The sequence below is a fragment of the Idiomarina xiamenensis 10-D-4 genome (assembly GCF_000299895.1).
GTDB classification, from domain to species: Bacteria; Pseudomonadota; Gammaproteobacteria; order Enterobacterales; family Alteromonadaceae; genus Idiomarina; species Idiomarina xiamenensis.
In genome coordinates, this window is sequence record NZ_AMRG01000006.1 from 142988 (window position 1) to 155301 (window position 12314).

The window sequence follows — 12314 nt, forward strand, 5'->3', positions numbered from 1 at the left end:
CCGCCGCATGTATTGCTCGCTGTGCAAGGGCGGGCTAGAATGCGGCTTATCGACGTTGCCGTCTGCTGCCATCGCCGCTAGCGTTAAAACTACGCCGCAGGCTCGGTAACGGTATGCGCTCACTTTATGTAGTAAGAGAAACCATTATGGCGTTATTGCTCGAATACCTACCGATTGTGTTGTTTTTTGTGGTCTATAAAACCGCCGATATCTACATGGCAACAGCCACCTTGATGGTTGCTACGGTGCTGCAACTCGGTGCCATGAAATTATTAAAGCACACCATTACCACCCGTCATTGGATCGTACTGGCGGTGGTCATGGCCTTTGGTGCATTAACGTTGGTGTTACATGATGACTGGTTCATCAAGTTAAAAGTGTCGATTATCTACCTCGCCATTGCGATGGCATTGGCTGGGGCCTTATTACTGGGCAAAGCTAACCCGTTAAAAGCGTTATTAGGACAAGATATCCAATTACCTGACTTTGCCTGGAAACGTTTATGTTACGCTTGGATTGTTTTTACCTTGGCGCTGGCAGCGGTCAACCTATATATCGCCTATTACTGGACACAAGCAGCGTGGGTAAACTTTAAAGTGTTTGGGATTTTAGGCATTACACTGGTATTTACCGTTGCTACCGGTTTTTATATGTACAAGCATCACCAAGCCGATAATGCAGACACAGGAGCATCATCCTAATGTGGTTTATGATTGTTGCCGAAGATACACCTAATAGCCTAGAACGGCGCTTAGCCGCTCGACCAGCTCACCTGCAACGCTTAACCGAATTACAAGATGGCGGACGCCTACTGACAGCCGGTCCATTACCCGCCATCGCCAGCAACGATCCGGGTCCAGCGGGCTTTACTGGTTCGCTGGTGGTAGCCGAGTTTGATAGCTTGGCGCAAGCACAAGCATGGGCCGATGCGGACCCCTATATCGATGCCGGGGTCTATGCCAAGGTGACAGTAAAACCCTATAAGCAGGTATTTCCGGTGTCGCAGTAAGCGCCGCTTACTGTGCCGCTTGCGGCGCTCGAAATGCCTTACTGTAAAAACCCGAGGGGTCGAAGCAGCAGACGCGCCGCTTTCCCGCCGCTAACATCTGACAGGCATCGTCAATACGCTTCTGTCGTGTTTTCGCCTGCTTTGCCGACGTTAACCAATGCAACCAATCGACTCGGGCCAACGTAGACGTCTGCTGCCAAACCTGCCACGCCGCCGCGTTATCAGCTAATGCCGCTTGCAAGTCGGCGGGTAATTCTGGCTCTGGCTCGACCGCAACGGGAGCAATAGTCAGTGTCACTTTGTCGCCAGCGCTAACCCCCGCTTGTGCAGCGAGCTCTTCGCTGACCTTTAACCAATGGCTTAATTGTCCATCGGGTTCTAGCCGTTGTTGAAAGGGCTGCTCATTAATGGTACCGGAGACCGAAGTACGCCCACGGCGCGGTAATTTCTCACTAACCGCTTTGGGTAGCAACAGAAAGTACCACCCCGTCGTCTCGGGCTGCGCCGGTTGTAGTAAAGTCGCACTAAAGCACATACTCTCCATGTCGATTCCTGTCTATTCACTACACACTATGCTCAAACTAATGTACTTTCATCCGCATCGCAACTCCGCTCGCGGCGCGATAAACGCCGCCATATAAAAAGCCCCCGTAATCTGACGATCACGAGGGCTTAAAGAATCACTTATTAAGGTAACTTAAGATTACCCGATAAGCATACTCAACTTAGAAGGTGTAACGCAGACCTAGTTTCACACGCCAAGTTGATTCTTCTGCTTCGAAGATGCTCCAGTTGTCATTACTGAAACCATAGCGCGGTTCAGCATAAATATAACGACCTTCGCTGTCTAATCCGTCAAAGCCAACTAACGCTTGGTTAGTATATTGCTGGCGTAAGACATCACCTTTTGAACTGTCAATCAGGTTCAACAGGTTATTAATGGTGAAGTAGAACATACCTTTATGACCTTCCATAAAACCAGGAATTTCTTGCTGGAACTGGAAGTCTAAGCTGTTGACCCAAGGTGAGGTACCGGTACCTTTAGGTGCAAAACCACCCGCATAACCTTCTAAACCCGCTGCTCTTACGTTTTCCATGATTTGCTCATAAGACAACGAACTTTCAGGGCTTAAGAATGGGTCGTTAGGACCTGTCGGAATATAAGGCAAGTAGGCAGCACCACCGAATGTCGATTGGTCACCCAAAGAGCCATAACCTGTACGATTAACGCTCTCACCCATGACATAACTGAAATGAGTGCCCGAACGGCGTTGGAAGAACAGGTTGAACTTCGATGCATAACCATCAAAGAACTCAGTCGAGTAGCCTAACGCGATTTTAAAGCTGTGCTCAACTTCGTAATCCGCAGTGCCGATTAACGACTGGTTACGGTCGCGAACGATGTTGTACTGATAGTTAGAAGTCGCAGTTGACGACGTACCCGGGTTACCCTCTTCGATGTCTTGATGCGTATAAGCACCATACATGCTAAGGCCATTATCCCAGTTCTTTGACAGTGACAAGGTATAAATCCACGCTTTACCATCTTGATTTTCATTGGTCAGCATCAGATCGTAATGACCACGCGGCGCATCGGCATCGCAAGGCTCATAGACATTGACACCAGCAGCGGTTTGACCGCTAACACAACGAGAAATGTCAACCCAGCCTGAATTGTTGGTCATCCATTTACGCATGATCTCACCGGTTGCGACGAAGTTCTCGCCAACACCTGGGATGTCAAAACGATAATCGGCACCGACACGCGCAATCCAATCAGATGGCATTTTATAATTAGGATCAATGACGTTAGTATCACCGTCACCAGGCACCATGGTATCTAGGACTGAACTAGGAATATTCTTCAAATCGACGTTACGAATTTCTCGATAGGTGTCGCCATCAATTTCTGTCTCAGTAAAGTTTGGATCAACATTGTAAACATCACCTAGATTAGGTTGCACCAAGGTGTAACCATCATTAGAGAATGAGTTCGAGATCCACACATTCGGACGACCACCTGAGAAGCGACCCAAGCCAGCACGTACGGTTAAGTCAGACGTTGCAAACCATTTGAAGTCGATACGCGGTAAGAAAATATCCAGACCGTCCAAGTTCTCTTGGTTGCTAAAGCCATAACGCTCAACAAAGTTTTCGTTCAGTGTTGGCTTGTCGCTTACCAGATAACGCTCATAGCGTAAGCCTAAACCCAATTCCATTGATTCGTTCAGGTACCAGTTATCCTGCACATACAGGTTCATCATACCTAAGCTGAAATCTGCGGCGGCATCGCTAGCCACGTTAGTGTAAGCATTTTCATAGCGAAGAGGCTGATCATTGATTGCGCTAGCTACGCGATTCTCAAAGTCATCGATTGAAGCGAACTGCCATGAACCCAGAGAGTTACGTACAAAAATGTTGAAAACATCTGTTGTTTCGTATTCACCACCGAATTTGATTTCGTGGTCACCCGCTAAGTAATTAAAACGAGCACCAATCTTTGTAGTCTCGTTAGAGAGTTGGTTAGCATGACGGTTGTAATCTGGACCGAAATTTAAAGTACCTTCAGCGGTATCAACTTCTATGTCACCGTAAGCAGTTGTTTTTAGACCGGAAATCGATTCAACTTCTTTACGACTTACATAAATTTCACTTGATAGATTAGCCGTCCAATCTGAGAATAATGACGCCCGATACAAATCCATGTTTTGGGTATAGTCATACCAGTTAGTATCAAGCTGTAACGTGTAGTTTCGGTCACTCATATTCCGTAGGTTGTTACCTTCGGTTTTGTTATAAGTAAACGATACACGGTGGTCGTAGTTAACGTTCCAATCTAATTTAACCAGTAAGTTTTTGTTTTCGGTATCAACCGGAGTATCCCAATTACCGATATCGATACCATACACTCGCTCACCAATCTCTTTGATACGAGCATATTCTTCTTGGGTGACCTTACTATCATTGGCCGCACCAGCGCCCGCAGGACCGTACTGAATTTGTGCTGGTTCTTTTGAGTTTTCGTAGTTAACGAAGAAGAACAGCTTATCTTTAATGATTGGACCACCCAAGGCAATACTATAAGTATCACGTTCGAAGTCTAACGGAACTTCTTCGCCGGTATCAGGGTTTTCTGGTGTACCTGCCCAAGCATCGCTCATGCGTTCATAGGTTAATGAGCCATGAAATTCGTTAGTACCCGATTTAGTGACCGCATTGATACGACCGCCCGAGAAACCGCCTTCAGATGCGTCGAAAGGTGCAACATCAACCGCAACCTGTTCGATAGCGTCTAAAGAAATCGGTGAACGCTGGGTTGGGTAACCGTTACCGTTTAGACCAAAGTCATCGTTAACGCCAACACCGTCGATAGTAATACTGTTATAACGCGGGTTAGCACCACCGATACTTAATGGCGCTTCGGCACCTGACAGTAAGTTAACGTATGGGTTCATACGCGCAACTTCTTTTAAGTCGCGGTTAAAGGTTGGCGCATTGCTGATATCTTCAGCGCCGTAGTAGCTGCTGCTGCCGTTATTATCAGCGCCGATAACAGCGGTACCAGTAACGGCGATACGCTCGACTTGTTCAGCTTCTAATTGTGCGTTTAAACGCAGTGCGTCGCCCACTGATAAGTAGACGTCTTTGTAAGTTTTTGTACCATTCTCACCAGTAATCGTGATGGTGTAAGGACCACCAACGCGCAAACCTGAGCTGGCGAAAGAGCCTGATTCGTTAGTTGAGACAACAGAACGCGTGCCAGACGGCTCGTGAACGATGACAACGCGAGCGTTAGCGGCAGTTTGGCCTGCTGCTGTGACCACGTTACCACGGATAGCCGACGAGGTTTCCTGTGCAAAGGCAGCTTGGCTAACGCCTAATGCCAATGTAATGGAAAGCGCGAGATGCTTGATTTTCATATCGATCTTCACCTGGGTTATTGTAGGTTGTTAACTAAAATCCATCTAATTTCACTGGGTCCATTAAAATGCGGTTATAAGGCACTTCATCCAGTTTGGAGCTCAGATTAACTGACTAATGTGACAAAATTCTTACGCGAGCAACAAGAATCAGAACTTTTTTCGTTTTGAGCTGTCTTAGGCGCCTGTCATATTAGTTTAACATGATGATGATTAATTACGCACTACTCGTAGGGAATTTTTGCCCAGGTGATGAGCATCGCCTTGCTACATGCGGTGCTTGGAATAATTTAGTGAACTGCCTAAGCGTTCACCTAAAAAATCAACGAGCAATCTAACTTTAGCGGCAAGATGGCGGTTTTCTGGGTATACCGCCCAAATCCCTTCGTCGCTAGGACGATAATCGCTTAAGACTTCGACCAATTCGCCGCTGGCTAAATCGTCGTTGACATAATAGTCCGGTAGTTGCGCAATCCCCAACCCTCTTTTCACCGCATCTAGCATCGCCACACCGGTATTGACTTGTACCCGTCCGCGCACGCGCCATTCACGTAACTGACCACGTTCTTGTAGACGCCAATGGTCCATACTGCCGCGCAAGCATTGATGCTGAGCCAGTTCAGCGATACTTTGCGGTTGCCCTTGCCAAGCCACGTATGTCGGCGCCGCAACTAAATATTGACGGCGGTCGGTCAAACGTTTCGCCATCAGATTCGAATCCGCCAGACGCCCTAAACGAATGGCTAGGTCGATACGGGATTCGATCAAATCGAGTTGTTTATTGGTCAAACGAAAATCCAGCTCCAGCTCGGGATAAAGCAGCAAGAACTCATGTAAAATCGGCGCAATACGCGTTTCACCGTAGTAAATCGGCGCGGTCACCACCAACTTACCGGCCGGTCGATCATGCAATTGCGTCACTGCACGATTGGCTTCATCTAAACCATCGACCAATTGCTGACAGTGCTGCAAATACAGTTGCCCTGCTTCGGTCACACTAACTTTGCGGGTTGAACGGTATAGCAATTTGAGTTGTAGGCGCTGCTCTAAGGCGGCAATATTGCGACTTACCTGAGCCACTGATAAGTCGAGTAAATGGGCGGTTTCGGTGAAGCTTTGCGTTTGTGCGACCGAGACAAACTCGCTGATGCCTTGCCAGATCTTCATTGTTGCATATATGAAAAAGTCATTTTTAATTTCGGCAGATTATCATGCATATGGAAAAAGTTAAAATGTCGCTATAGTTAATGACAATTAATCACTTTCGACCGCTCAACGACGCTTGAGCCTAACCGATAAAAGGACGATTCATGGATACGATTAAGACACGCGCAGCAGTCGCTTGGGGCCCTGGCGAACCACTCAAAATCGAAGAAGTCGATTTGCAACCACCACAGCAAGGCGAAGTGTTGGTAAAAATTGTCGCGAGCGGCGTTTGCCATACCGATGCTTATACCTTATCCGGTAAAGATCCAGAAGGTATCTTCCCGGCCATTTTAGGTCATGAAGGTGGTGGTATCGTCGAGGCCGTTGGTGAGGGCGTGACCTCTGTTGCTGTAGGCGACCATGTGATCCCGTTATATACACCGGAATGTGGTAAGTGCAAATTTTGTCTCTCAGGTAAAACCAACCTTTGCCAGGCGATTCGTAGTACTCAGGGTCAAGGCTTAATGCCCGATGGCAGCACTCGCTTCTCAAAAGATGGTAAGCCGATCTATCACTATATGGGTACATCGACGTTTTCTGAGTACACCGTAGTGCCTGAAATTGCGCTAGCAAAAGTCAGTAAAGAGGCGCCGTTAGAAGAAGTCTGTTTGCTCGGCTGTGGTGTTACCACGGGTATCGGTGCGGTGATGAATACCGCCAAAGTACAAGCTGGCGATACCGTCGCCATCTTTGGTTTGGGGGGCATTGGTTTATCGGCGATAATCGGTGCCACCATGGCCAAAGCTAGCCGCATTATTGCCATCGATATCAACGAAGATAAGTTCACCATGGCTAAGCAGCTAGGCGCCACTGATGTCATTAACCCCAACGATTATGATAAACCGATTCAAGAAGTGATTGTCGAAATGACCGATGGCGGCGTTGACTTCTCGTTCGAATGTATCGGTAACGTCAAAGTCATGCGCTCGGCCCTAGAGTGTTGTCATAAGGGCTGGGGTGAGTCGGTGATCATCGGTGTCGCCGGTGCCGGTGAAGAAATCTCCACACGGCCATTCCAGCTGGTCACCGGTCGCGTATGGCGCGGTAGTGCCTTTGGTGGCGTTAAAGGTCGCAGTGAATTGCCGGGTTACGTTCAACGCTACTTGAATGGCGAATTTAAATTGAGTGACTTCATCACCCATAACATGCCATTAGAAGACATTAATGAAGCGTTTGAACTCATGCATGAGGGTAAATCGATTCGTACCGTCATTCACTTCGATAAGTAGGTGACCGTGATGCAATTACAGCAATTAACGCTAGCCAATGAGCAACGTTGCTTCGCTGGTCGGCAACTGCGCTTTCAGCACCGCTCGACGGTGCTGAATTGCGACATGCAGTTTTCGGTATTCTTACCACCGCAAGCCGAACATGAAGCGGTACCAGCGTTATATTGGTTATCGGGTTTGACTTGCACCGATGAGAATTTTTCCAGCAAAGCTGGCGCACAGCGTGTCGCGGCAGAACTCGGCATCGCCTTGATCATTCCCGACACTAGCCCACGCGGCGACGACGTCGCCGACGACCCGGACGGCGCTTACGATTTTGGTTTGGGGGCTGGCTTTTATGTCAATGCGACGCAGCAGCCATACGCCAAGCATTATCAGATGTACGACTATATCGTTGATGAATTACCACAGTTGGTCGAAGCCGAGTTACCGGTCAGTCAAACTAAATCGATCAGCGGTCACTCAATGGGCGGTCATGGTGCGCTGGTCATCGGTTTGCGTAACAGCGAACGTTATCGCTCGATTTCGGCATTTTCACCAATTTGTCAGCCGACGGCGTGCCCATGGGGTAAAAAAGCTTTTCAGGGTTATTTAGGCGATGATCAACAGCTGTGGCGTGATTATGATGCCAGCCTACTGTTGGCGGCAGCCGAGCGGGTTTTACCGATTCGAGTCGATCAGGGCGACGCCGATAACTTTTATCCAGAACAGCTACGCACCGATGCCTTACAAGCTGCTAACGATAAACGTCAGGCGGGAGCCGATATTCGCCTGCAAGCGGGCTACGACCATAGCTATTATTTTATTGCCAGCTTTATCGAAGCGCACTTACGTTTTCATGCGCAATACTTGCTAGCCAAGTAATCGATAATGATTGCAGTTAAACGCGACCCGCTGGTCGCGTTTTTTTTATGCTTATAAGGCTTTTTTTAAAAAGTAACAGCTATGCCCAGGCGGCATATCATCTAGCTGACCAAACACTTGATAGCCCTGCTTTTTATAAAAACCTAAGGCCTGAAAGCTGGCCGTTTCTAAATACCCATTGCTGGCTTGTAAATGTTCTTTGGCGTGCTGCTCAAGACGTTTAAGTAAATCACTAGCAATGCCCTGCCCGCGCAATTCGGCACCGACCCATAACCACTCGACATGCAACCAAGCAAAGGTAATACGCCCGTAAACACCGCCTAGTACACGTCCGTCCTCGGCTCGCACAAAACAAGCCAGTTCTTGTCGAGGCCAGCTGCCTGCTTGCTCATCGTTGTACTGACGCAAACCACGTCTCAGTTGCTCTAAATCGCTCTGTTGCGGTTCGCCAACCACGTCAATTTGCCAGTCCCGAGGCGTTGTTACCATACTCATTCTCCGCTCGACCTCACTCAAATAAAACGACAACAGTGATCGTATCGTTATCGCGCAGTGTATCACGATAACAACCATTCGCCGCTGGTCGACTCCGCATTTTCACCAGCAAGGTCTACACTATGACTGTGTGATAAAGATAGCAGCCGCAAGGCGAAGGACGACGATAATGAAGTTATTGATGACAGGTGGCACCGGTCTTATTGGGCGAGCCTTAATTGAACGTCTACAACATCAATATGAGGTACACGTGCTGAGCCGCAATAAAACCCGGGCTTACCAAAAACTGGGGCACGCGGTGCATGTTTGGGAGGACTTCACAGAGCTCCCCGATATGAGTGAATTTGACGCCGTTATCAACTTACAAGGCGAGCCCATCGCGGATAAACGCTGGAGCGATAAACAAAAACAAGTGATTGAAAGCAGCCGCTGGCAAATCACCGAACAACTCAGCCAAGCCATTCAGCACGCGCCTCAGCCACCGAAGGTGTTTATCAGCGGTTCGGCTATTGGCTATTATGGCAGCGAGGCGGGCCCAGCGAGTCGTCATCTAGACGAACAAAGTGCGCCATTATGCCGTGACAGCGACAACGACTTCGCCCACCAATTATGCCAAACCTGGGAACAACTGGCCTTATCGGCCGACAGCGACAAGACGCGGGTCTGCGTACTTCGCACAGCGGTGGTACTGGCTGCCAAAGGTGGTGCCTTAGAAAAGATGAAACTGCCCTACCAGCTCGGTCTAGGTGGGCCATTAGGCGATGGTTTGCAGCCATTTTCCTGGATCCACATCGACGATATGGTCGGTATCATTCTATATCTACTAGAAAACCCTAGCTGTCGCGGTGCTTTTAATGCATCAGCGCCCAACCCATTGCCACAATATGAATTTAGTGCGGCGTTAGCCAAAGCGCTACACAGGCCTCATCTGATGCGTGTACCAGCGTTCATACTTCGTGCCGCGCTAGGCGAAATGAGCGAGATGCTGTTACGCGGTCAAGCGGTGATACCCGCTGCCATTCAACAAGCCGGTTACCGTTTTCGTTATGAAACCGTAGACAGCGCATTAAAAGCACTGTTTCATCGATCATAACGGCCACCTACTAGTATGACTTAGGTGGCCGTTGTCGCTGCTGTCAGCGCTATAACTAGCTGAGTTTTCGGATCAACAGTGCCGTATTGCGCTTCAATAAACGTCGACAAGATAGCTGCCCCAACGCGGTCACTACGATAGCGCCGGCCAGCGGCCCAACCAACCAAAAACGCCAGTGCCAAACCGCCGACATCTCAAACACTTGTGTTTGCAAAATATACAGCGATAGCTCCATGGCTAAGGTCGCAATTAAGCCACTGATAGCCCCTAACACCAAAAACTCGTAACTGACTGCGCGACTGAGTAACTTACCCGGCGCCCCCAACGTTCGTAAAATGACCAACTCACGCTGGCGTTCCTCCATGGTTGCCTGTACCTGCGCCACCAACACTAACGCACCAGCCACTAACACCAATACCATGACAAACAGGATCGCCAGCGACACTTGCTCGATCACTTCACGTAGCTGGTCGATAATCGCATCCAGATCGATCAACGATACTTGCGGGAAATCACGGAAAATCTGATACAACTCCGACTTTCGTTCACTGCCTAAGTAAAAACTGGCGATATAAGTCGCAGGAAAATCGGCCAACGTGGAGGTATTAAAAATCATGTAGAAGTTCGGTTGCAGCGAGTTCCAGTTCACTTTTCGAATGCTGGTCACCGGCACCGAGAACACTTCACCACCAATATCAAAAGTCAGCTGATCACCCACTTTGATAGCCATTTTATCCGCCACCCGCGATTCTACCGAGACTTGTGCCGTCGCAGTGTCGGCATGCCATGCGCCGTTACGAATATCATTATTGGGCGGCAGTTGGTCGCGCCAAGTTAAGGATAACTCGCGGCCAAAGCCAACACGTCGGCCATCAACAATGTCACCCTCGTCACGACTTTCTTTAGACACGTCGTCGACCAGCCGCTCCTCGTTGATCATGGTTAACCGTCCCGGCACAATCGGATACAAGTCGGTCGCTTCAATACCATTATTGGCAAAGGTTTCACGCAGGTCGGCAACGCGCTCTTGCGGCACATTGACGACAAAATAGTTAGGTGCATCGGCTGGTAGTTGATCCTGCCAATCGGCTAATAACTCGTTGCGCATCGCCAATACCAATAACAGCAACATAATAGCGGTCGAAAAGCTGATCATCTGCACGCTGTTAGCATTAGCGCGACGTTGTAAACCGGCCATCGCTAAACGCCAACTGCTGCCGGCTTGCATACCCGCGCGCCGACCCGCACGAATAAATAATCGTCCAACCAACAACAACACGATGGCGGCACCGCCACCTCCGGCAAAAATGGCCGATGACAATAACCATTGCTGGCTATAAGCCACCATCAGGCCGTAGATAGTCGCTCCGCACAGTAACCAGTGCAGCCAGCGAATACTATCATTACCGGTTAAGGTACGATGCAACACTCGCAGCGGCGGAATACTGATCAGCCGTAGCAACGGATACAGGGTAAACATCAACGCACTGATCAGACCCGTACCAGCGGCTAAAGCGTAGGGCTGCCAACCAGCCGCGGGTAGTGCTTGTCCTAAGCGCGTAGCAACAATTTCGATGACTTGCCATTGCAGCAGCCAGCCAATACCAATACCGATGGCGATACTCAACAACGTCAACAGCATTAAGTGCAAGATAAAGATACGTTGAATTTGCGCTTTACTGCCGCCGAGTGTTTTTATGATCGCGACCACATCATAGTTACGTTGGCAATAGCGCTGCGCTGCCACCGCCACCGCGGTCGCCGCTAACACCACACCAAGCAGACTGGCGAGTAACATAAAACGTTCGGCACGTTGCAGTGAACGCGCCAGCGGCGAACCGCCGTCTTCGATGCTACGCCAACTGTGGGTATCGTCGTTCAGTTGCGGCAGCAACCATTCTTCGTATGCCGTCAGTGCATCGCTACCACCGGCAAATAAAATGTTGTAACGCACACGACTACCCGGCTGTATTAAACCGGTTTTAGCCAGTTCGCTGTGATTGATCAACACATTGGGACTATCGGTGAATACCGAAAAACCGACGTCCGGCTCATAAGTCACCACCTTGGTTACAGTAAAACTGCTATCGCCGATATCAATTTGTTCACCCATTTCTAGCTGTAGTGCCTGAAATAGCTGCGACGCGACCCAAGCTTCGCCAGCCGCGGGGATGGCGTGAGTGACTTGACCCTTGCCGAAAGGTTGCTCAGCCACTTCCAGTTCACCACGCAACGGATAGCCTTCGCTGACGGCTTTAACATCGACCAGTGTCAGTTGATCGCCAGCAAAAGCCATCGAGTTAAAAACCACTCGTCGTGCGCTTTTTAAACCACGTCGCTGAGCTTCGTCTAGCCACGCTTGTGGCACATCGCGACGCGAACTTAATACGCGGTCGGCGGCTAAGAACTCGGCGCTACGACTCAATAATCCCGATTGTAAGCGCTCGCTGAACATCGATAACGACAACACCGCCGCTACCGATAGCGTAATGGCTGGG

Annotated in this window: 10 protein-coding genes; 5 read left to right on the forward strand and 5 right to left on the reverse strand. The window is 49.3% G+C overall.

Going from position 1 to position 12314, the window contains the following annotated elements:
- Window positions 1–146: 146 nt before the first annotated feature.
- Together ispZ and A10D4_RS06425 are read left to right on the forward strand one after the other, a co-directional pair.
- The gene (ispZ, locus tag A10D4_RS06420) at window positions 147–701 is read left to right on the forward strand and encodes a septation protein IspZ (protein ID WP_008488468.1); all 555 of its coding nucleotides are present in this window, start codon (window positions 147–149) and stop codon (window positions 699–701) included.
- A complete protein-coding gene (locus tag A10D4_RS06425; protein ID WP_008488469.1) occupies window positions 701–1009 on the forward strand; it encodes a YciI family protein in 309 nt (102 codons plus the stop codon). The genes ispZ and A10D4_RS06425 overlap by 1 nt, the downstream gene beginning before the upstream one ends.
- Window positions 1010–1016: 7 nt before the next feature.
- Here the strand turns inward: A10D4_RS06425 and A10D4_RS06430 are convergent, their stop codons facing one another.
- The 3 genes from A10D4_RS06430 to A10D4_RS06440 form a co-directional block, all read right to left on the reverse strand.
- The gene (locus A10D4_RS06430; protein WP_008488470.1) at window positions 1017–1553 is read right to left on the reverse strand and encodes a YdeI/OmpD-associated family protein; all 537 of its coding nucleotides are present in this window, start codon (window positions 1551–1553) and stop codon (window positions 1017–1019) included.
- Window positions 1554–1734: 181 nt separating this feature from the next.
- Complete coding sequence (locus A10D4_RS06435; RefSeq protein WP_008488471.1) at window positions 1735–4929, reverse strand: TonB-dependent receptor; 3195 nt, start codon at window positions 4927–4929, stop codon at window positions 1735–1737.
- A gap of 267 nt (window positions 4930–5196) precedes the next feature.
- The gene (locus tag A10D4_RS06440) at window positions 5197–6096 is read right to left on the reverse strand and encodes a LysR family transcriptional regulator (protein ID WP_008488472.1); all 900 of its coding nucleotides are present in this window, start codon (window positions 6094–6096) and stop codon (window positions 5197–5199) included.
- A gap of 143 nt (window positions 6097–6239) precedes the next feature.
- On the opposite strand from A10D4_RS06440, the gene A10D4_RS06445 reads away from it, so the two are divergent.
- Together A10D4_RS06445 and fghA are read left to right on the forward strand one after the other, a co-directional pair.
- A complete protein-coding gene (locus A10D4_RS06445; RefSeq protein ID WP_008488473.1) occupies window positions 6240–7364 on the forward strand; it encodes an S-(hydroxymethyl)glutathione dehydrogenase/class III alcohol dehydrogenase in 1125 nt (374 codons plus the stop codon).
- Window positions 7365–7373: 9 nt separating this feature from the next.
- Window positions 7374–8228 carry an S-formylglutathione hydrolase gene (fghA, locus tag A10D4_RS06450; protein WP_008488474.1) on the forward strand — a complete coding sequence of 285 codons (855 nt, stop codon included), beginning with the start codon at window positions 7374–7376 and terminating at the stop codon, window positions 8226–8228.
- Between the two features lie 51 nt (window positions 8229–8279).
- Here the strand turns inward: fghA and A10D4_RS06455 are convergent, their stop codons facing one another.
- Window positions 8280–8723 (reverse strand): GNAT family N-acetyltransferase, encoded by a 444-nt coding sequence (locus A10D4_RS06455; protein ID WP_202801433.1) that lies wholly within the window; start codon window positions 8721–8723, stop codon window positions 8280–8282.
- Window positions 8724–8892: 169 nt separating this feature from the next.
- Here A10D4_RS06455 and A10D4_RS06460 point away from each other — a divergent pair, with 169 nt between their 5' ends.
- Window positions 8893–9816 carry a TIGR01777 family oxidoreductase gene (locus tag A10D4_RS06460; RefSeq protein WP_008488477.1) on the forward strand — a complete coding sequence of 308 codons (924 nt, stop codon included), beginning with the start codon at window positions 8893–8895 and terminating at the stop codon, window positions 9814–9816.
- 55 nt (window positions 9817–9871) lie between these two features.
- On the opposite strand, the gene A10D4_RS06465 is transcribed toward A10D4_RS06460, so the two are convergent.
- Window positions 9872–12314 (reverse strand): ABC transporter permease (locus tag A10D4_RS06465; RefSeq protein WP_008488478.1); only part of this gene is annotated, 2443 nt, incomplete at its 5' end.